Origin of the sequence: Glycomyces buryatensis (genome assembly GCF_004912275.1) — a bacterium.
In the GTDB taxonomy this organism is placed as follows: domain Bacteria; phylum Actinomycetota; class Actinomycetes; order Mycobacteriales; family Micromonosporaceae; genus Glycomyces; species Glycomyces buryatensis.
Genome location: NZ_STGY01000032.1, coordinates 19,663 through 40,071, shown reverse-complemented (window position 1 = coordinate 40,071; position 20,409 = coordinate 19,663). Strand labels below are relative to the sequence as shown.

Annotated in this window: 21 protein-coding genes; 15 read left to right on the top strand and 6 right to left on the bottom strand. The window is 68.1% G+C overall.

Going from position 1 to position 20,409, the window contains the following annotated elements:
- Positions 1–16: 16 nt before the first annotated feature.
- Positions 17–856, top strand: a complete 840-nt coding sequence (locus FAB82_RS08625; RefSeq protein ID WP_136534141.1) for an alpha/beta hydrolase — start codon at positions 17–19, stop codon at positions 854–856.
- Between the two features lie 31 nt (positions 857–887).
- On the opposite strand, the gene FAB82_RS08620 is transcribed toward FAB82_RS08625, so the two are convergent.
- Positions 888–2,162 (bottom strand): glycoside hydrolase family protein, encoded by a 1,275-nt coding sequence (locus tag FAB82_RS08620; protein ID WP_136534140.1) that lies wholly within the window; start codon positions 2,160–2,162, stop codon positions 888–890.
- Positions 2,163–2,385: 223 nt separating this feature from the next.
- Here FAB82_RS08620 and FAB82_RS08615 point away from each other — a divergent pair, with 223 nt between their 5' ends.
- The 4 genes from FAB82_RS08615 (at position 2,386) to FAB82_RS08600 (ending at position 4,364) form a co-directional block, all read left to right on the top strand.
- The gene (locus FAB82_RS08615) at positions 2,386–2,724 is read left to right on the top strand and encodes an ArsR/SmtB family transcription factor (protein WP_136534139.1); all 339 of its coding nucleotides are present in this window, start codon (positions 2,386–2,388) and stop codon (positions 2,722–2,724) included.
- Complete coding sequence (locus FAB82_RS08610) at positions 2,721–3,197, top strand: SRPBCC domain-containing protein (protein WP_136534138.1); 477 nt, start codon at positions 2,721–2,723, stop codon at positions 3,195–3,197. Before FAB82_RS08615 ends, FAB82_RS08610 begins: the two co-directional genes overlap by 4 nt.
- Positions 3,194–3,823, top strand: a complete 630-nt coding sequence (locus FAB82_RS08605) for a dihydrofolate reductase family protein (RefSeq protein ID WP_136534137.1) — start codon at positions 3,194–3,196, stop codon at positions 3,821–3,823. The genes FAB82_RS08610 and FAB82_RS08605 overlap by 4 nt, the downstream gene beginning before the upstream one ends.
- Before the next feature lie 97 nt (positions 3,824–3,920).
- Positions 3,921–4,364 (top strand): DUF2269 family protein, encoded by a 444-nt coding sequence (locus FAB82_RS08600; protein WP_136534136.1) that lies wholly within the window; start codon positions 3,921–3,923, stop codon positions 4,362–4,364.
- Between the two features lie 68 nt (positions 4,365–4,432).
- On the opposite strand, the gene FAB82_RS08595 is transcribed toward FAB82_RS08600, so the two are convergent.
- Entirely contained in the window at positions 4,433–5,020 is a 588-nt protein-coding gene (locus FAB82_RS08595) for a YqgE/AlgH family protein (RefSeq protein ID WP_246039517.1), read from the bottom strand.
- Positions 5,021–5,283: 263 nt separating this feature from the next.
- Positions 5,284–6,138: a mycothiol conjugate amidase Mca gene (mca, locus tag FAB82_RS08590; protein WP_136534134.1), complete on the bottom strand. Its 855-nt coding sequence runs from the start codon at positions 6,136–6,138 to the stop codon at positions 5,284–5,286.
- 232 nt (positions 6,139–6,370) lie between these two features.
- Between mca and FAB82_RS08585 the strand changes: the two genes are divergently transcribed.
- Together FAB82_RS08585 and greA are read left to right on the top strand one after the other, a co-directional pair.
- On the top strand, positions 6,371–6,817 hold the full coding sequence (locus FAB82_RS08585; protein WP_136534133.1) for a DUF4307 domain-containing protein: 447 nt from the start codon (positions 6,371–6,373) through the stop codon (positions 6,815–6,817).
- A gap of 121 nt (positions 6,818–6,938) precedes the next feature.
- Positions 6,939–7,433, top strand: a complete 495-nt coding sequence (gene greA / locus FAB82_RS08580; RefSeq protein WP_136534132.1) for a transcription elongation factor GreA — start codon at positions 6,939–6,941, stop codon at positions 7,431–7,433.
- On the opposite strand, the gene FAB82_RS08575 is transcribed toward greA, so the two are convergent.
- On the bottom strand, positions 7,430–8,836 hold the full coding sequence (locus FAB82_RS08575) for an ABC transporter ATP-binding protein (protein WP_136534131.1): 1,407 nt from the start codon (positions 8,834–8,836) through the stop codon (positions 7,430–7,432). The two genes, greA and FAB82_RS08575, sit on opposite strands and share 4 nt — an antisense overlap.
- Before the next feature lie 318 nt (positions 8,837–9,154).
- Here FAB82_RS08575 and ilvA point away from each other — a divergent pair, with 318 nt between their 5' ends.
- From ilvA to FAB82_RS08550, 5 genes are all read left to right on the top strand, one after another.
- Positions 9,155–10,369 (top strand): threonine ammonia-lyase, encoded by a 1,215-nt coding sequence (gene ilvA / locus FAB82_RS08570; RefSeq protein ID WP_136534130.1) that lies wholly within the window; start codon positions 9,155–9,157, stop codon positions 10,367–10,369.
- Positions 10,370–10,372: 3 nt separating this feature from the next.
- Positions 10,373–11,062, top strand: coding sequence for a uracil-DNA glycosylase (locus FAB82_RS08565; RefSeq protein WP_136534129.1), 690 nt, complete (start codon positions 10,373–10,375; stop codon positions 11,060–11,062).
- Between the two features lie 23 nt (positions 11,063–11,085).
- On the top strand, positions 11,086–11,310 hold the full coding sequence (locus tag FAB82_RS08560) for a hypothetical protein (RefSeq protein WP_136534128.1): 225 nt from the start codon (positions 11,086–11,088) through the stop codon (positions 11,308–11,310).
- Between the two features lie 12 nt (positions 11,311–11,322).
- Positions 11,323–11,604, top strand: a complete 282-nt coding sequence (locus FAB82_RS08555) for a hypothetical protein (protein WP_136534127.1) — start codon at positions 11,323–11,325, stop codon at positions 11,602–11,604.
- A 277-nt stretch (positions 11,605–11,881) separates the two neighbouring features.
- A complete protein-coding gene (locus FAB82_RS08550) occupies positions 11,882–12,649 on the top strand; it encodes an alpha/beta hydrolase (RefSeq protein WP_136534185.1) in 768 nt (255 codons plus the stop codon).
- 114 nt (positions 12,650–12,763) lie between these two features.
- Here the strand turns inward: FAB82_RS08550 and FAB82_RS08545 are convergent, their stop codons facing one another.
- Positions 12,764–14,068 (bottom strand): protein kinase domain-containing protein, encoded by a 1,305-nt coding sequence (locus tag FAB82_RS08545; protein WP_136534126.1) that lies wholly within the window; start codon positions 14,066–14,068, stop codon positions 12,764–12,766.
- Between the two features lie 338 nt (positions 14,069–14,406).
- Between FAB82_RS08545 and chvE the strand changes: the two genes are divergently transcribed.
- The 3 genes from chvE to mmsB all read left to right on the top strand — a co-directional run bounded on the left by chvE (position 14,407) and on the right by mmsB (position 18,470).
- A complete protein-coding gene (chvE, locus tag FAB82_RS08540) occupies positions 14,407–15,498 on the top strand; it encodes a multiple monosaccharide ABC transporter substrate-binding protein (protein ID WP_136534125.1) in 1,092 nt (363 codons plus the stop codon).
- Positions 15,499–15,600: 102 nt separating this feature from the next.
- On the top strand, positions 15,601–17,154 hold the full coding sequence (gene mmsA / locus FAB82_RS08535) for a multiple monosaccharide ABC transporter ATP-binding protein (RefSeq protein WP_136534124.1): 1,554 nt from the start codon (positions 15,601–15,603) through the stop codon (positions 17,152–17,154).
- Positions 17,151–18,470, top strand: a complete 1,320-nt coding sequence (gene mmsB / locus FAB82_RS08530; protein ID WP_136534123.1) for a multiple monosaccharide ABC transporter permease — start codon at positions 17,151–17,153, stop codon at positions 18,468–18,470. The genes mmsA and mmsB overlap by 4 nt, the downstream gene beginning before the upstream one ends.
- A 92-nt stretch (positions 18,471–18,562) precedes the next feature.
- Here mmsB and FAB82_RS08525 read toward each other — a convergent pair whose 3' ends face one another.
- Entirely contained in the window at positions 18,563–20,395 is a 1,833-nt protein-coding gene (locus tag FAB82_RS08525) for a hypothetical protein (RefSeq protein ID WP_136534122.1), read from the bottom strand.
- Between the last annotated feature and the right edge of the window lie 14 nt (positions 20,396–20,409).

Here is a 20,409-nt window from a genome sequence, read left to right as displayed (position 1 = left end):
GCTGCATAATGCTGGTATGCCTTGGGCCGGGCTTCTCCGTCTCTCCATCATCGTCCTGATCGTCGGGGCGCTGGTGGTCCTCGCGGCCTGGATTTGGCAGCGGGCCCTGATCTACTACCCCGACACGTCCACGCCCCCCGTTCCCAGCGGGGCCACAGAAGTCACGCTCCACACCGCCGACGGACTCGACCTCACCGCCTGGGAGTTCGCACCAGGCACCTCACTCGACCGAGAGTCGGCAGTCCTCGTCGCTCCCGGCAACGCCGGAAACCGCTCCGGGCGGGCACAGCTCGGCACCGCACTGGCCGCCGAGGGCTTCACCGTCCTGCTCCTCGAGTACCGCGGCTACGGCGGCAACCCCGGCTTCCCGAGCCAGGACGGCCTCTACGCCGACGCCCGCGCCGCCTGGGACCACCTGCGCGAACGCTTCGAAGCCGACCGCATCCTCCTGTTCGGCGAGAGCATCGGCGCCGGCGTCGCCACCGGACTGTCCACCGAGGTCGACCCCGCCGGACTCGTGCTGCGCTCCCCGTTCACCAGCCTCGCCGACGCAGGCCAAGAGCACTACCCGCTCCTGCCGGTGAAGCTGATGCTGCGCGACCGCTACCCGATCGTCGACGACCTCGCGTCCAACGGCGCGCCCGTGACCGTGATCTACAGCGAGAACGACGAGATCATCCCCGCGAGCCAGAGCAAGGCCGTCGCCGAAGCCGCCGAGGCTGCCGGAGTCCTGACCATGGTCGTAGCGGTCGAGGCATACGGGCACAACGATCCCACCCTGACCGGTGGCCGACAGGTCGTCGACGGCGTTACGGCGCTGGCCGACGAACTGGGGCTCTCCGCGGCCCCGCGGTGAACGTGATCGATCGGCCGCACCAGGCGTGCCCTCAGCGCGACGGCGACACCACCAGACGGTCGACCGTCACGCAGCAGTCGACCGCGCCGAAGCGGTTGTGGGCCTTGTCCGTCCACACCGGCGCTTCACCAGTGACGGTGATGCGCAACCGGTATTCGCCCGCAGCAAGGCGCGGACTGACATATCGCAGCCCCCGATCCGCTTGCAGGCTGTAGAAGTCGACCAGGAGCCCGCGGACGCATTCATCCCCCGCCGCATCGAAGATTTCGACCGAGGCGTAGCCACTGCTACGGTCAGCCGAGCCGTACACGGCGACTTGATCTCCGGAGAACGGAACCTCGACGAACGCACCGCGCTCCCGTGATGAGAAGCAGACCTCCAGCTCCGCGCCTTTGAAGTCCCTCTCCGTGAACGACTCCGGACTCCAGCTCGGGAGGAAGCGGGGCAAGGCGATCGAGTCGGATTCGATGTCCAGCGGCATCCACACGTAGGTTCCTGCCGAAGCCTGGTGCGGGAACGACCACCGGTCCCCCATGTACATGTGGACGGTCTTGCCGTCGCGATGCAACCGGAGCACGAAGGTGCACTGCGAATTGTGGGTCAGCGTGCCTTCTGGCGCGATAGGGCCCCGGTGCGTCCACGGACCCCGCACGGTCGGCGCCGACAGGTAGTAATTGTCATTGCGTTCCCAGCTCGTCTTGTTCGAGAACATCAGGAAGTACCGTCCCTCGTGCTCGAGCATCGCCGGAGACTCGCCTCCCGGGGCCAGTCCCGAGGCGATCAGGTCCTCCGCGCTCGCATAATCCGCGCTGAGACGGTAGATGTCGCCTTCGTGCACCAGGAGGTACCCGGTGCCCTCGCGATCTTGGAAGGTGCCCATGTCCCAGCGGCGGATCGGTGCATCACGGTAGTGCAGTGCGCCCTGGAAGCGGTACTCACCGGCGATGCTGTCGCCGACGGCCATGCCGATGTGCGGATCGGTGTATCCGAGATCGTCGCAGTGCATGTACATCATGTACTTGCGCGTGCTCGGGCATCGCATCACTTTGACGCGCTCGCCGATCCGGCCCGGTCCCAGGAGCCCGTCGTCTTGGCGCGGCAAGACGATCCTTTCGAAAGTCCAATGCACCAAGTCGGGGGAGGAGTAGCAGGAGAAGCCGATGAACGTGTTCACGTCGTCGGTCTTGTACTCGCCGAACAGGTAGTAGCGCCCGGCCTCCTCGACGATGCAGCCGCCGTGGGCGTTGACCGGCGCCCCTCGGTCATCGAACCAGGGAACACCGTTGACGATCAAGTTGTCGGTCATTGCGGGGGACCATGCCTTCGAAATCAGGTTCACCGAAAATTGGAATGCGCTTGCCGAGTGTATAACGCGTGACCGAACGCAGTACCTCCACACCACCATGGCCCCCTCGCGGGGCCCATGTGTTCGCCTGTGACCGCTTGCGAACGGCCGTGTTCGAGCCGTCCTTGGCGGCCTGAATACTTTGCTCTTGCGCTAAGTGTTTCCGAGGAGCATGCTTAGCCTCATGGCACAGTTTTCGTCGGAACTTGACGGCGTCCTCGCAGCCCTCGCCGATCCGACCCGCCGCGCTGTCGTCCGGCGCCTGGGCGGTGGCCCGATGAGCGTGGGCGATCTCGCCCGCGAGTTCCCGATGACCCTTCCCTCGTTCATGAAGCACGTGCGGACCCTCGAGGCGAACGGTCTGGTCCGCACGGTCAAGTCCGGTCGGGTGCGCACCTGCGAACTCAGGCGCGGCCGCCTCGCCCTTGTCGACGATTGGCTCGCCGAACAGCGTCGGGTCTGGGAAGCTCGCACCGACCGGCTCGAACGCCTCGTCACCGATCCCAAGGAGGAACGACGATGAATCCCGATCTCGACCTGACCCTGGAGCGGATCATCCGCGCCCCCCGCGCCGAAGTGTGGAAGGCGTGGACCGATCCGGCCAGTTTCGAACAGTGGTGGATCCCGGCTCCGATGCAATGCCGCGTCGAGCGTTTCGAGGCCCGGCCCGGAGGCGCACTGGTGACGCGGATGAGCGAGGACGGGACGGCCTTCGTCCCGCACCTGGACGCCAGCTTCCTCCTCGTCGACGAGCTGGAGCGGATCGTGTTCACCAACGCGGTCGACAGCGCCTGGCGTCCGGCGGCCCCGGAGCCGGTCGTGATGACCGCCGAGATCATCTTCGGCGATCACCCGGACGGCACGGACTATCGCGTCATCGTCCGCCACGGCGATCCGGCCTCCCGCGCCCGCCACGAGAAGCTCGGGTTCGCGGAGGGGTGGGGCACCGTCACCGGGCAGCTCGCCGCGCTCGCCGAGGAACGGGCCGCGCGATGAAGATCGTCCTCACGCAGTTCGTCACCGTCGACGGGGTCAGCCAAGGGCCCGGTTCGCCGACCGAGGACACGAGCGACGGCTTCACCCGGGGCGGCTGGCTCGTGCCCTACCTGGACGAACTGTTCGTCCGTCGCACCTCCGAGTGGCTCGACCTCGCCGACGCGCTGCTGTTCGGGCGGCGGACCTACGAGGCGTTCGCCCGCGACTGGCCGCGGATCACCGACCCGGACGACCCGTTCACCGAGCGGATGAACTCGCTGCCGAAGTACGTGGTGACCAATACCCTCACCGAGGCCGGATGGCACCCGACCACGGTGCTGGCCGGCGACCCGGTCGAGACCGTCGGGGCGCTCAAGGCGCGCCCGGGCCGGGAACTCCAGATCCACGGCAGCGCGCGACTCGGCAGCGCCCTGCTGGCGGCCGGCGTGGTCGACGTGCTCCGGCTCGCCGTCGCCCCGACCGTCATCGGATCGGGCCGGCGGCTGATCGACCATCCGAGCGCTCCGGTCGGCCTCCGTCTCGTCGACTCCGAGGCGACGGGCAGCGGTCTGCTCCTCCTGCAATATGAGCCCGTCGGCACCGCGCCGGTCGGGGAGTACCAGGGCGTCGCGGACCTCGCCGGATGAGCGAGTTGGTTCCTGGGCGAACCTGAAGGCGCTGGCCGCGGGTCACCCGGTCGGGCGTTTTCGGGCGGATTGCCCTGCTCGTCCGTAGGATCACGATATGTACACGCTGTTGTCAGTTCTGCACGTTCTGTTGGTGGCGATCGTCATCGGGCCGGCCATGCTCCTGCCGTGGCTGGGGGAGAAGGCACTGCGCAGGCGGGACGGCGACGCGGTGCACCAGGCCGGGCGCTGGTGCATGGCCTTCAACGCGCTCACGCTCGTGGGCGCTCTGTTCGGGGCGTTGGCGACGGCCACCAGCGAGGACTATTCCTTCGCGGACCCCTGGCTCATCATCTCCACCACGCTGTACGTGGTCGCCGTGGTCAACGGCACCGCCGTGATTCCGGGAGTGCTGGCGCGGATCGGCAAGGACCTGCAGGACTCGGGCGGCCAGATCGGTGCCGAGGTGTTCGAGCAGCACCGGGGGCGCCTGCTGGCGCTGTCGGGTCTGAACCTGGTCTTCTACTCGATCGTCATCATCCTCATGGTCTGGCGCCCTTGAGGTCTGATCGCACCCGCCTGGGATGGCGGACGAGTCGTGGTGGGTCCCTTGGGGATCGGACCCGGGGTTCAGTTCATGGCGGGGTCGACGACGGGGTAGTGCGCGACGGCCGAGAGCAGGCCTCCCTGGCGCTTCCACACCATCGCCCACAGTTCCTCGGGGTTGGTGGAGAACGGGTCGGTGGGGAGGGCGTCGAAGACCATCCACGCTCCGGCGTCGATCTCCGACTCCAGTTGCCCCGGAGACCATCCGGCGTATCCGGCGAAGACCCGCATGCCCTGGAGCAGGCCGCCGACGTCGTCGGGGTCCCGCGAGAGGTCAAGGGTGCCAAGGCGTCCCATGACCGGCCGGAACGCGTCCGAAGCGGGTGCGTCGGCCTTGCGCCAGCCGAGGGCGATCGCCGCCTCCGGTTGCACCGGGCCGCCTTCGAAGAGCACCGCCGGATCGCCGGCCAGGCCGCCCCATTCGCCGAGGACGTCGGATACCGGCATCTCCGTGGCGCGGTTGAGGACCACCCCCAGGACCCCGTCGGATTCGTGACCGACGCCTATGACGACGGTGCGGTCGAAGTTGGGGTCTTGCAGGGTTGGCGTGGCGACGAGGAGACTTCCGACGAACGATTCCGTTCGTGCCGGTGAAGTTTCGCGACTGACCAAGGCTCCACCTCCGTTCTTGCGGACGCCATCGAGAACCGCGCATGCCCAAGCTTTCTTGGCACGGTATCTCGCAGTGGCGCGCTTGCAACAACGTTCCCGCACTTTCCGGGGAAATACACCGTGGTGTCGGGAGCCCGACAGTTTAGCCTTCACGGAGGGTGTGTACGCGTGGACTGCTCGTCTTGTTCGGGCGGGTGCCATGGGAAGCAAGAGGCCCCCGGAAACCTCCGGGGGCCGTGGGACTGCTGTGGTGCCAAGCGGTTTCAGCGAAGCCCGGCGAAGAGGTCGTCCTCGGGGAGGCGCTCGGGCAGGTGCGAGGAGACCAGTTCGTAGTCCTCGGTCGGCCAGGCCTTCTCCTGGAGCTCGCGCGGAACGGCGAACCAGAATCCGTCGGGGTCGACCTGGGTGGCGTGGGCCTTGAGGGCTTCGTCGCGGATGCCGAAGCACTCGGCGCATTCGACGCGGGTGGTGACGCGCTCGCTCTTGTCGCGGGCCCAGTCGCGGTCGCCGACGAGCCATTCCTCATAGGGCGATTCGAGGCCGGCGGCGAGCATGGCCAGGTGCAGGGCCTCGATGCGGGCCTTGCCGAACGAGTGCTGGTAGTACAGCTTCAGCGGCTGCCAGGCCTCGCCTCGATCGGTGTACCGCTCCGGGTCTCCGGCGGCGTCGAACGCGGCCACGGAGATCTCGTGGGTCTTGACGTGGTCGGGGTGCGGGTAGCCGCCCTCCTCGTCGTAGGTGGTGACCACGTGAGGGCGGAAGGAGCGCATGATCTCGACCAGCGGCGCCGCCGCCGCCTCGGTGGGCACCAGATAGAAGGCGTCCTCGGGGAGGGCGATGCCGGAGTCGGGAAGCCAGCCGTCGGGGAGGCCGGAGTCGGTGAATCCGAGCCAGTGCTGCTTGACGCCGAGGATCTCGCGGGCGCGGTCCATCTCCTGGGTGCGGATGAGCGGGAGGTTCTCCTGCACTTCGGGGCGGTCCATCTTGGGGTTGAGCACGTCGCCGCGTTCGCCGCCGGTGCAAGTCACGACCAGCACTTCGATGCCTTCGCGGACGTAGCGGGCCATGGTGGCCGCGCCCTTGCTCGATTCGTCGTCGGGGTGCGCGTGGACACACATCAGTCGCAGAGTGCTCGACGGGACCGTCACGGCTTATGACCTCACTGGTGGGTGTTGTTGTGGGAGTTCCGCGCCCCACGAGCCGACTCGCGCGGAACGTAAGGTTGTCGGCTCTGGCATTCTGTGCAACGATACTCGATAATCGATTCTTCCCAGCCGGGCGAAACCGGGGCCACGGCGCGGCCCGGAGCCCCTGGAGTACGACGTCAGCGGCGGACTAGAGAGCGGCCAGATGAGCACCGAGACCCACACCACGGATGGGCGCGCGCCTGAAGCGGGCGACGTCGTCTTCCCCGAGGGTCGCTACGGTCGCCGCAGGGCGCCGCGCCGCCGTCGGCCGATGATCGCCGGTCTCCTCACGCTGGGCGTGGTCGCGGCCGGGGTCGGAGTGGCCTTCAGCCTGCAGAGCCAATACGGCCAGGGCGACTACACGTCGTCCCTGCTGGCGTTCGACGACTCGGTTCCCGGCGAAGTCGCCATCACCTTCGAGGTCTACAAGCCCGAGGGGGAAGGGGCCATCTGCCGGGTCAGATCCCGAGACATGGCCGGCGCCGAGATCGGGGCGGCCGAGGTGGAGCTCCCCGCGGACGACTCGACCCGCGTCGAAATGACGTTCACGCTCCCGGTGTCGGGAGAACCCAATACCGGCGAAATCCAGCGGTGCTGGAAGGCGGACTGAGCGAAGCGAACTTCGGCCCGCCGCACCGCGTTTCGGTCGGCGGGCGTTTTGCTACCCGCGCCTCCTCGGCGCAGACCGGACGCACTACATCGGATCGCAATATTCGGAGGATTTGGAACCTATGGCTACCGACAGCAACCAGGGCACTTGGCTTACCCAGGAGGCGTACGACCGCCTCAAGGGCGACCTGGACGAGCTCATCGCCAACCGCCCCCTCATGGCCGCGGAGATCAACGCGCGCCGCGAGGAGGGCGACCTGAAGGAGAACGGCGGCTACCACGCCGCCAAGGAGGAGCAGGGCAAGCAGGAGGGCCGGATCCGGCAGCTCGAGGACCTACTGCGCCACGCGAAGGTCGGCGAGGCCGGTTCCAGCGACGAGATCCAGATCGGCACCGTCGTCACCGTCGCCTTCGACGGCGACCCCTCGGACACCGAGAAGTTCCTGCTGGGCTCCCGCGAGATCGGGGCGACCACGGATCTGACGGTCTACAGCCCCGACTCGGCGCTCGGCGCGGCCCTCTTGGGGCACAAGGAAGGCGACACCGTCTCCTACGCCGCCCCCAATGGCGCGGAGCTGTCGGTCAAGATCGTCGGCACCGAGCTGTTCGAAGGCTAGCGCGACCGTTTCCTGAACCCCAGATCCCCAGACGTCACCGAGGGGCCCTTCCGCAGCGAAGGGCCCCTCGGTCGTGTCCGTGCGTAGGGGTGTCGGGTGGTGTCGGGTGAGGCTGGATCCGACACCCCTAATGCCCGCTGGGTCCAGCCGACGTCGATGCGCTTGCCGAACTTGTCGAAGTAGTGCAGCGCGTCCATGTGGACCGCCGTCGTGATCGGCTGCCCGGTCGCGATCGGGATGTGCGGGGGCAGGCGGAAGACCAGGTCGGCGGACTTTCGGATGGGTCCGGTGTCGACCTCGCGCCGCTCGGTCGACGGCTGGCCGAAACCCGAGAACAGTCCGGTCAGGCGCCGGCGCGGCTTGGATCCCGAGCGGGCCAGGTCGGGCTTGTCGCCGATGCCGTCGGGGATGATGGCGGTCGCGCCGATGTCGAGGAAGACGAGCGTCTCGTGGCCGTGGTGCTCGTAGAAGCGGACCCGGCCCTGGATGGACTGGCCCGGCTGGCCCTCGGCGACCGGCGCGAGCGCCTCGGCCCGCATGCCGACCACGATGTTCTCGCCGTGGTAGCGCGCCACAGCCCTGCCGCGCAGGTCGTGCCAGGGCAGGCGCAGTTCCTGGTCGCCGAAGTCGAGGGCGACGTAGCGGTCGAGGAAGACGTTGACGCGGGCTTCGAGGAGGTTCATGCGGGGCGTGCCGAGGAACGCTGCCACGTACATCGTCGCGGGGCGCTCGTAGACCTCGTCGGGGGTGCCGACATCTTGCAGGACTCCCTTGCGCAGCACCGCGACCCGGTCGGCCATGGTGAGCGCCTCGGTCTGGTCGTGGGTGACGTAGAGGGTGGTCGCGTCGTGGCGGCGCACCAGCGAGGAGATCTCGGTGCGCAGCTCCGCTCTGAGTCCGATGTCGAGATTCGAGAGCGGTTCGTCCATAAGGAACAGTTTGGGCCGCCGTACCAGGGCGCGGCCCATGGCCACGCGCTGCTGCTGGCCGCCGGAGAGCTGATTGGGCTTGCGGTCGATCAGATCGCTGATGCCCAGCGCGCCGGCCATGTCGCCGACGGCCTCGGGAACGGAATGCGCACCGTTCTTCTTGCCGAGTTTGAGCGGGAAGCCGATATTGTCCCCGACGGACATGTGCGGGTACAGCGCGAAGGTCTGGAAGATCATCGCGGCGTTGCGCTCGCGCGGGGGCAGGTCGTTCGCGTACTGGCCGTCGAGGAGGATGTCGCCGTCGGAGGGGGTCTCAAGTCCGGCGACCATGCGGAGGACGGTGGACTTGCCGCAACCGGACGGGCCGAGGAGCACCAGGAACTCCCCGTGGTTGACGTCCATGCTGAGCGAGTCCACGGCCAACGTGTCGCCGGGAAACACCTTCGAGACGTTCTTGAGTGTGACAGCAGTCACCGTTGACTCCAGGGGTTCAAAGGGGACCGATAAGTTCGGTGTGCGCAATGTGAAGCGGGCCTAACGCCGGGGTTGACTAGCCGTAGCTTAAGCCTTGCGGGGGGAGTGAGTAACGGGGGTCACCCGCCTCGCTCCAGATGAACACCAGGTTACCGATGGCGTCTCCATCCGTCCGCACCAGGCGCTCCGTTCCGTTGCGCGCGGTCGGAAGCCGGCCATTTCGGTCAAATGAGTTAGATATTCGAACCATTGTAACCGGTTTCCGACCTTGGCGCCGTCCTCAACGATGCCGCTCGCGGCGGCCACTACGATCGAGTCGTGACCGAGCTCGTGACTCTCGAAGACGTCCGCGCCGCGGCCGCCGCCCTGACCGGGGTCGTGCGGCGCACGCCGCTCGAACCCTCCCGCGATCCCTCCCTCGACGGCGTCCACCTCAAGTGCGAGAACCTGCAGCGGGCCGGCTCGTTCAAGATCCGCGGCGCCTACATGCGCGTCTCGCGCCTGACCGACGCCGAACGTGCCCAAGGCGTCGTCGCCGCCTCCGCGGGCAACCACGCCCAGGGCGTCGCGCTGGCCGCCACCACGCTTGGAATCCACTCGACCGTCTTCATGCCGGCCGCCGCGCCGCTCCCGAAGGTCGCCGCGACCAAGGGCTACGGCGCCGACGTCATCCTCGGCGGCGCCACCGTGGACGACGCGTTGGAGGCGGCCCACCGGTTCGCCGCCGAGACCGGTGCGACGCTCATCCATCCCTTCGACCACCGCGACATCGTCGCCGGCCAGGGCACCATCGCCCTGGAGATCCTCGACCAGCTGCCCGAGACGGCCACCATCGTCACCGCGGTCGGCGGCGGGGGCCTCATCGCCGGGATCGCCGCCGCCGCAAAGGAACTGCGTCCCGACATCCGCATCGTCGGCGTCCAGGCCGCGGGCGCGGCCGCCTACCCCGACTCGCTCGCGGCGGGCAAACCGGTGCGGCTGGAGAAGATGAACACGATCGCCGACGGCATCGCCGTGGGCCGCCCCGGCGATGTCCCCTTCGAGATCGTCGACCATCTGGTGGACGAGATCGTCACCGTCACCGAGGAGGACATCAGCCGCGCGCTGCTGTCCCTGCTCGAACGCAACAAGCTCGTGGTCGAACCGGCCGGTGCCACCGCCTACGCCGCGCTGCTGAACTACTCGGTGCCCTACACCGGCCCGACCGTCGCCGTCATCTCCGGCGGCAATATCGACCCGCTGCTGCTCATGCGGCTCATCGGGCACGGCCTCGCCGCCTCCGGGCGATTCCTGCGCTGCAACCTGCGCTGCCCGGACCGGCCCGGCGCCCTGGCCTCGGTGCTCCAGCTCGTGGGCGCCTACGGCGGCAATATCGTCGACGTCTTCCATCAGCGGTCCGACCCGCGCCTTTCCATCGGTGAAGTGTCCGTGGACCTCTCGATCGAGACGCGCGGTTCCGAACACGCGACCGAAATCGTTGCGGCCCTACGCGACGCGGGCTATTTCTTGACGGTGGCGGGATCTAGCATCTGAGTCATGCAAAAGAAACTCGAAGATCTCGTAGAGCCCGGCTGGGCCAAGGCCCTCGCCCCCGTCGCCGACGACGTCACCAAGATGGGGGAGTTCCTCCGCGCCGAGGTGGCCGCCGGACGCCGCTACCTGCCCGCCGCCGAGCACATCCTGCGCGCCTTCCAACAGCCGTTCGACGACGTCAAGGTCATCATCGTCGGCCAGGACCCCTACCCCACCCCCGGCCACGCCATCGGTCTGTCCTTCGCCGTCGCCCCCGAGGTGCGCCCCCTGCCCCGCAGCCTCGTCAACATCTTCAACGAGTACCGCGACGACCTCGGCTACGACCTGCCTGCCAACGGCGACCTCACTCCCTGGTCCGAGCAGGGCGTGCTGCTGCTCAACCGGTCCCTGTCGGTCATGCCCGGCGAGCCCGCCTCGCACCGCGGCAAGGGCTGGGAGTCCGTCACCGAGCAGGCCATCAAGGCCCTCGCCGAGCGCGGCGGCCCGGCCGTCGCCATCCTGTGGGGCGCCGACGCGCGCAAGCTCAAGCCGCTGCTCGGATCGGTGCCGTCGATCGAGTCGGCCCACCCCTCGCCGCTGAGCGCCCGCCGGGGCTTCTTCGGCTCCAAGCCGTTCAGCCGCGCCAACGAGCTGCTCGTACAGGCAGGCGGTGAGCCCGTCGACTGGCGGCTCCCGGCGCTGCAACAGGACTAACGCGGGGATATACGGTGGTAAACGTGGGATTTGAGTACCTGGCACAGGCAGAATTCGGGCCGGAACGAGACCAGGCCCTGGCCGGGCCGCTCGGGCTGTTCATCACCGTGTTCCTCGTCGTCGTGACGATCTTCCTCATTCGAGGCATGAACAAGCACGTCAGACGCCTCAATGAGCGGCTCGATCGCGAGGCCGCCGCGGAGGCGGCCGGCGACGGCGCGCCCGAGAGCGGCGCTGACCGCGCCTAGACCGGACTGGACATGCCCCGCAAGAACCGCCGTGAACGCCCGGCCGAGCCGCCGACGCGATCTGCCCAGGACTCGAACCTGGTCGACGGGCCCGACGGCCGCTACCAAACGCGCGCGATCCCCGGCGCGGGCGCGGCGAAGACCTATCGTTGCCCAGGCTGCGACTTGGAGATCCCACCGGGGACTCCGCACGTCGTGGCCTGGGCCGACGAGGGCGACGGCGACGACCGCCGCCACTGGCACAAGGGCTGCTGGAATGCGAGGGACCGGCGGAGACCGGGCCAATGGCGCTGAGCGCCGGGCCGCTCCATTCCCGGCACGACATCGAGCGGCCGGGCCCCCGGGTGACATGACGGCGGCGAGCGCCCGTTCCTGTCACACCCGCGCGCCATGATCGACGCCAGGCTCCCGGGTGGGTGGGAAAGGGAGGGCGGGTTCCGGAACGGCGAGACCCGGAACGCGGTCCCACACCTTCACACCGCGGCTCTGGATGCAAGGTGCGACACAGCGGGTGGACCGCCGGCCCGGTTCGGGCGATAATTCGGCCGTGGCCGTAATCAGATCAGCGAGCATGCTCCCCGCCCGGCGCGAGGCGCTCACCCTGCAGACCGCCGACGGGCTGAACCTCGTCGGAGAGGTCGCACTCCCTCTCGACGCCGAACCCGAGGCGACGATCATCTGCGTCCATCCGCTGCCCACCCATGGCGGCATGATGGACTCCCACGTCTTCCGCAAGGCCGCCTGGCGCCTGCCCGCGCTGGCGAATATGGCGGTGGTGCGCTTCAATACGCGCGGCACCGAGTCCCAGCAGGGCACGAGCGAGGGCGAATTCGACAATGGAGTGGGCGAGCGCTTCGACGTCGCCGCCGCGGTCGAGTACGCCGAGTTCGCGGAACTGCCGCGCCCGTGGCTGGTCGGCTGGTCCTTCGGAACCGACCTGACGCTGAAGTACGGTTTGGAGCCCGGCGTGGAGGGCGCGGTGCTCATGTCGCCGCCGCTGCGGTATTCCACTGAGGATGACCTGGCCCGCTGGGACGAGGACGGCCGCCCGCTGCTGGCGCTCATTCCCGAGAACGACGACTACCTCCAGTACCCCGAGGCCACCGAGCGCTTCGCGGCGATCCGCCAGGCCGAGGTCGTGAAGATCGAGGGCGGCGCCCACCTGTGGGTGGGCAAGGCCGAAGAGGCCCTGGACCGGATAGTCGGCCGCATCCTTCCGGGGCGCGCTCCGCTCCCGAAGGAATGGGACGGCCCGATGGAACGCGGCGACACCTCCGCCTACGCGAACAAGACGGTGGCGGCCTTCGGGGGATTCCTGCCGAAGCCCGAGCGCGACTAGGCTTCTCGAGCACCCCTGGGCCGCTCTGCTCTTCAGCTCCCCTTCAGGTTCCCCGTTGCACCATTGGCACTGCGCCCGATCGAAACCGGGCGCGGTGAGGAGGTGTCATGGACGCTAACCGCAGCTGAGGAATTTGAGGATGCTCTCGGGGAGGCCCACATCGGCGCAGTCGGTGACCGCCACCAGGTTCTCGCCCTCGATGCGCCAGGCCAGCCGCTCCGTGGCCGCTTCGCCGCCGCCTCCTGAGCCGCCCTCGTAGTCGACGGTCGCTGCGACGAATTCGTCACCGGCGCACCAGCTGTCGACGATCGTGCCGTCCTCCAGCTGCTCGCTGATCCGCCCGCCCAGTTCCGCCGGGTCGTTGCAGACGGAGCCGGAGCTCTCCGGGTTGGTCGCCGCGTACGTCGCCAGTGCGGCCCCGCCCAGAAGCGCCCCGGTCAGGGCGATTCCCGCGGTGGCCGTGGCGATCTTGCGAAGTCTCGGGCGCAGGCCCGTCCGTTCCGGCCCGGGCCGGTAGGGGGCGAGCTCGGTCGACATCGAGACGGCGACCGGGCGCAGTCCCCGGCTCGGCAGCAGCGCGGACGGGACCGAGGCGGGTCGGTGCCCGGGGGCCCTTGCGGCGGTGAGGTCGAGGCGGGTGAGTTGGTCGCGCAGGACGGCCGAGGTGGGCCGGCGGCGCGGATCGGGGTGGAGCGCGGCGCCGATGTGGTCGGTGAGCTCGGTGTCAACGCCGGGGATGTGCGGGATCGGCGCGGCCCGCAGGAGCGGGTCGGCCACGCCCTCGCGGCTCGACCGGGACCACGGCAGACGCCCGCCAAGGGCCGCGTAGAGCACGGTGGCGAGCGCGTAGACGTCCCCGGCGGGACTGGCGGCGACCTCGCCTGCAACGGCGGCGTCGAGGTGCTCAGGGGCCGTGTAGGGGGACGGGGGGAGCGGGGCGGCCAGGACGGGGGCGGTCACGTCGTAGGCGGTGAGCTGCAAGTGGTGGCCCGAGCCGACGAGGATGTGGGCGGGCTGGATGGCGCCGTGGATGAGGCCGCCGCGGTGGTAGACGGCGACGGCGTCGCTCAGGGCGACGCCGAGGGCGCGGACCTGCCCGGCGGGCATGGGCCCGGTCTCGGTCAGCAGGTCGGACAGGGTGCGCCTGGTGGTGCCCACGGCCAGGTAGGGGCGGCCGTTCTCGGTGAGGCCGACGGCGCTGCACGGGGACAGGTGGGGGTGGGCGGGGAGGCCGGTGAGTTTCGCGGCCCATTCGAGGAAGACTTCGCGGCGGGAGCCGTCGACGCGCTCATGTGCGACGGTGACGCACAGCAGGCCGGCCGGGTCGGCGGGGACCGTGCCGCTGAAGACGCTGCATACCGGGTCTCGATGCAGTAAACGGTCGACGGTGGCGGCACCGACGGTCGTAGTCTGGGGCATGGTCACCTCCCCTCGTGGGTCGTATGAACGGCTGGCGTGATTTGCCACCAAATGTGAGGCTATCCCATCCGAAAGGTCGAGTGGTAGTGGGCCGTAGGGATGTGGCACGAACGGGTGGTCGTTCGACGACGTTCGGTTGCGACCTAAGATGACCAAGTGACGGATGTGGCGAATGTGGTTAAGGTGTCGCTTTTTGTGAGCTTCGAAATACAACGATTCGGACACGAGGCCTTTCCACTGTTGACGCTTGTCGAAAAACGTTGAAGCATCGATGAAGTCTTGACCCAGGGCGGTGGCGATCACGGATCGCAACGTCCGGTACGAAGGAGTACTAACAGATGAACGTCAATCGACGGCATTTGCTCACCGGTTCGATCGGTGCGGCCGCAGTGGCCCTCACGGCCTCGGCCTGTGCGAGCGAAGACAGTGGCAGCAATGGCGGTAGCGGCGGCGGAGGCAAGGTCGGCATCGCGATGCCCACCAAGACCTCCGAGCGTTGGATCTTCGATGGTGACAACCTGAAGACCTCGTTCGAGGACGCGGGCTACACGGTCTCGCTCCAGTACGCGAACGACGAGCCCGACAAGCAGGTCAGCCAGATCGAGACGATGGTGGGTCAGGGCGTAGACGTCCTGGTCGTCGCCGCGATCGACAACAAGTCCCTCGGCGGTGTACTGGCTCAGGCCAAGGAGCAGGAAATCACGGTCATCGCCTACGACCGCCTGATCCTGGACACTCCCGACGTCGACTACTACGTCAGCTTCGACAACACCAAGGTCGGTACCCTTCAGGGCACCTACATCGTCGAGGCCCTGGACCTGGAGAACGCCGAAGGGCCCTTCAACCTGGAACTGTTCGCCGGCGCACTGACCGACAACAACACCAAGTACTTCTTCGACGGCGCCTGGGCGGTTCTTGAGCCCTACGTCACCGAGGGCAAGCTGGTCATCAGGTCGGGCCAGACCTCGCTGGAGCAGATCGCCACCGAGAACTGGGACGGTTCCATCGCCCAGGAGCGCATGGACAACATTCTCTCGAACTCCTACAAGGGCGACAACAAGGTCGATGTAGTGCTCGCGCCCTACGACGGCATCAGCCGCGGGATCGTGGCCGCCCTTCAGAGCTCCGGTTACGAAAAGATGCCGGTCATCACCGGCCAGGACGCCGAGGTCGAGTCCGTCAAGTACATCATCGAGGGCCTTCAGTCCATGACGGTCTACAAGGACACCCGCGCGCTGGCCTCCACCACCGTGGACATGGTTCTGGCCTCAATTGACGGGGGAGAGGTCGAGGTCAACGACACCGAGACCTACGACAACGGCGACCACGTCGTGCCCGCGAACCTGCTGGACCCGGTGAGCGTCGACGTCAACAACTACCAGGAGGAAGTCGTCGACTCCGGGTACATCGACGAGGCCGACCTCGCCTAGGCGAAGGCCCAGCGACGCGATATTTCGGGGGCGTCGGCGACGGCGCCCCCGAACCTCTCTCCTCTCCCCAGAGCATCCAGTTATTCCACATAGGACAGAATTATGTCTGAAGACATCCTCCGAATGCGGGGGATCACCAAGCGATTTCCGGGCGTCCTAGCGCTCAGCGAAGTCGATTTGCAGGTCAAGCGGGCCTCGATTCACGCGCTGGTCGGCGAGAACGGCGCCGGCAAGTCCACGCTGATGAAGGTCCTCTCGGGTGTATACGCCTACGGGGACTACGAAGGCGAGATCGAGGTCGAGGGCGAGCCCGCCCGCTTCCGAGGCATCCGCGACTCCGAGGAAGCCGGGGTCGTCATCATCCACCAGGAGCTCGCGCTCGTCGACGAACTGTCGATCGCCGAGAACATCTTCCTCGGCAACGAGCGCAAGGCCGGCGGCATCATCTCCTGGGACCGCACCAACACCGAGGCCGCCCGCCTCATGAACCAGGTCGGCCTGCACGACAACCCGCAGACGCTGGTGGAGAAGATCGGCGTCGGCAAGCAGCAGCTGGTCGAGATCGCCAAGGCCCTGTCCAAGGACGTCAAGCTCCTGATCCTCGACGAACCGACCGCGGCGCTCAACGACACCGACTCCGAGAACCTCCTGCAGCTGCTCAAGGCGCTCCGCGACGAGGGAGTCACCTCGATCATCATCTCCCACAAGCTGGGCGAGGTGCTGGCGGTGGCCGACGAGATCACGGTGCTGCGCGACGGCCAGTCGATCGAAACGCTCGACAGGGTCGGCGACGCCGTCACCGAGGACCGCATCATCAAGTCGATGGTCGGCCGCGACCTCGAGCACCTGTTCCCGCCGCATGAGAGCAATATCGGCGAGGTGTTCTTCGAGGTCGAGGACTGGACCGTCCACCACCCGGAGCACCGCGAGCGCGTCATCGTCAACCGCGCCAACCTGCGCGTGGCCCGGGGCGAGATCGTGGGTCTGGCAGGGCTCATGGGCGCCGGCCGCACCGAGTTCGCCATGAGCGTGTTCGGCCGCAGTTGGGGGACCAATATCTCCGGCAGCGCGCGCCTGGACGGCAAGCGGCTCAAGTTGCACTCCGTGCCCGACGCCATCGACGCCGGACTGGCCTACGCCACCGAGGACCGCAAGAACTACGGCCTGCACCTCGACTACGACCTGCGCCAGAACTTCACGCTTCCCGGCCTCGACCGGGTCTCCAGGAATGGAATCGTGAACCAGGACAGGGTCAACGAGGTCGCCGAGCGGCTGCGCACCGAGTTCGGGGTCAAGGCCCCGTCGGTCTACCAGCTCGCCGGGAACCTCTCGGGCGGCAACCAGCAGAAGATCGTGCTCGGCAAGTGGGTGTTCACCGAGCCGGAGCTCTTGATCCTCGACGAGCCGACCCGCGGCATCGACGTCGGTGCCAAGTACGAGATCTACGAGCTCATCCAGTCGCTCGTGGACATGGGCAAGGGGGTCCTCATGATCTCCTCCGAACTGCCCGAGCTGCTCGGCATGTGCGATCGCATCTATGCCATGAGCGCCGGCCACATCACCGGTCAAGTCGACCGCGAGACCGCCACACAGGAAGAACTGATGCGTCTCATGACCCTTGAGACCGCATCCGGGGGAGAAGAGCTACGCCAATGACCACCGTCCCGACCAAGCCGCGCCCGAGTCTGATCTCGGGCCTGCGCAACTTCAACCTGCGCTCCTACGGCATGATCATCGCCCTGGCGCTGATCATGGTCTTGTTCCAGGTCCTCAACGTGACCATGCAGAACGAGAACTTCATTACGCCGCTGAACATCACGAACGTGATCCTGCAGAACTCGTACATCCTGATCCTCGCGATCGGCATGATGCTGGTGATCGTCAACGGCCACATCGACCTGTCGGTCGGCTCGGTCCTGGCGTTCTGCGGCGCGGTCTCGGCGATCGCGCTCTCGGACTGGGGTCTGCCCTGGTACCTCGCGGTCCTCCTCGCGATCGGACTGGGCGCCCTCGTCGGCGTCTGGCAGGGCTTCTGGATCGCCTACGTGCGGATCCCGGCGTTCATCGTGACGCTGGCCGGCATGATGATCTTCCGAGGACTGACGCTCAAGGTCCTGGGCGCCGAGACGGTGGGCACCACCGGCACCTACAACGAACTGGCCTCCGGTTACGCCATCGCCGGTATCGACCTGCGCCTGCCGACCCTCATGTTCGGCATCCTCGGAGCGGCCCTGTACGTCTACCTCCAGGTGCGCAGCCGCTCCCGCCAGGCCAGGGCCGGCATCGCCGGGTCCTCGCAGCTGGCGTGGACGGCCAAGGTCGTCCTGGTCGCCGGGGTCGTCCTGGTCGCCGCGTACATGTTCTACGCCCACAAGGGCCTGCCGATCATCGGCTGGATCCTGCTGGGTCTGGTGCTGCTGTACAGCTTCATCGCCGGCCGCACCGTGTTCGGCCGCCACATCTACGCCGGCGGCGGCAACGAGAAGGCCGCGATGCTCTCGGGCGTCAAGACCAAGCAGACGACCTTCTGGGTGTTCGTGAACATGGGTGCCCTGGCCGGCCTGGCCGGCGTCATCGTCACCGCCCGCCTGCACGCGGCCGTGCCGCAGGCCGGCGAGATGTTCGAGCTCCACGCCATCGCCTCGTCGTTCATCGGCGGCGCCTCGGTCACCGGAGGCGTCGGCACCATCATCGGCGCCCTCATCGGTGGTCTGGTCATGGGTGTCCTGAACCAGGGCATGCAGGTCCTGGGCATCGGCTCCGACACCATTCAGATCATCGTGGGTCTGGTCGTCCTCGCGGCGGTCCTGTTCGACGTGTGGAACAAGCGGCGCGCCTCCGGGCCGGTCGTGGGCACCACCCCCGGCGGCTCCGGCGAGGCCAAGCGACGTACCAAGGGGCCGAACGGCTCCGGCTCGTCGGCGGAGGCCGACGACAATCAGCCGGAACCGGTAGGCGCCAAGAAGGAATAGGCGCCGCTCCCGGTAGCGAAGGGCCCGTACCGACTGGAGTTCTCCAGTGGTACGGGCCCTTCGCATTGCTCGGTGCCGCGATCGCGCCGTGCTTACGAGGAGGAGACCTTCTCGGCGGCCTCACTCGTCTGCTTGCCCCCGGCGGGACGCTTGCGTCCGCTCTTCTGGTTGGCCTGCGCGGGCTCCTTCGACTGCTCGTCGGCGGCCTCGTCGGACTTCGCGCCGCGGGCCTCCTCCATGAGCTTCTTCGCCTGAGCCCGGGCGGTCGCCAGGATCGCCTCGGAGTCACGCCGCGCGGTCTGCTTGGCCGACTTGGACAGCTCCTCGGCCCGACGCTTGGCCGTGGCGGCCCGCTTCTCGGCCTCGGAGACGAACTGCTCCCGCTCGGCCTTGATCTCCTCGGTCTGCAGGTTCGCGTCCTTGAGTAGCTGCGCGGCCTGCGCCTTGGCGTCGGCCAGGAGCTTCTCGCGCTCGGCCTCGATCTCGGCCAGCTCGGCGCGGGCCTTCGCGACCTCGGTCTCGGCCTTGACGCGGTCGGCGTCGGCGGTCTCCCGCAGCTGCTTGGCCTCGGCCGCGGCCGCGTCGCTCAACTGCTTGGCCTTCTGAGCCGCGTCCTTTGTCAGCTGCTGGGCCTCGGTGGAGGCCTGGCCGCGCAGACGCTTGGTCTCGGCGGCGGTCTCCTCGGTCAGCTTGCGGGCGGCGATCTCGGCGGCCTCGCGCTCCTTGCGGCTGGCGTCGGCGGCCTCGGAGCGCAGACGCTGCGTCTCCCGCTCGGTCTCCTCGCCCAGCCTCAGCGCGGCGGCCTCGGCCTCCTCGCGCTTGGCACGGGCGGCCTTGTCGGCGTCGCCGTGCAGCTTCTCAGCCAGCTCCTCGGCCTCGGCGGTGACGCGCAGGGCCTCGGTCTCGGCCTCCTCGACGCGCCGCTGCGCCTCCTGGCGCACCCGCTTCGCCTCGTCGGCGGCCTCGGTCCGCGTGAGCGTCGACTGGTCGGCAGCCTCGGCGCGGACCCGCGTGGCCTCGTTCTCGGCCTCGGTCCTGACGGTCTGAGCGAACGTCTCGGTCTCCTGCTTGAACCGCTCCAGGCTCTCGACCGTCTCGGTGCGCAGGTCACGCATATCGGCCTCGTGCTCGGCGCGCTTGCGTTCGGCCTCGGCCTCGGCCTCGGAGACGATCCGCTCGGCCTTCTCGCGCGCCTCGGCCACCGCCTGCTCGGCGTTCACGGAGGCGTCGTCCTTGATCTGCTGAGCCTCGGCCCGCAGCCGTTCCACGTGCGCGACCAGCTGCCGGGTCTGTTCGTCAGCGGCGGCGCGCTTGTTCTCCGCGTCCTGCTCGGCCTCGGCGACGAGCGCCGCGGCCTGCTGCTTCGCCTGGTCCACGACCGCCTGGGCCTCGCGGGCCCGCTTATTGATCTCGGCGTCGATGATCGCGCGCCGGTCGGCCTCGGCCTTCTCGGCGGCGGCCCGGCGGGCCTTCAGCGTCGTCTCGAAGTCCTTGCGGGCCTCGTCGATCTGTCCCTCGGCCTCGCGCAGCTTGTTCTGCGCGTGGGCGTGCAGGTGTTCGGTGTCGGTGTGGGCCTTCGCCTTGATCTCGGCGGCCTGCTCCTCCGCCAGCGTCAGCATGTGCTCGATGCGAACGCCCAAATGCCGGTAGGAGGCCTTGTCGCCGGCGGCCGAGCGCCTGCGCAGATCCTGGATCTGGGCCTGCAACTGCTGTACCTGGACCACGAGCCGGTCAATTTGAGCGAGGGCCTCGGCCCGCTCCCCGGCGAGCGTGTCCATCTGCAATTGCATGGTGGCTATATAGCGGTTGACCTGCCGTTTATCAAAACCGCGCAGCGCGGTTTCGAATCCGCGGTCAATGGGTTGCGACTCATCGAACCCTGTCAGCAGTTCTGAGTCGTCTCCGAGTCTGTCTTCACGCGCCATACCCTCATCCTCAC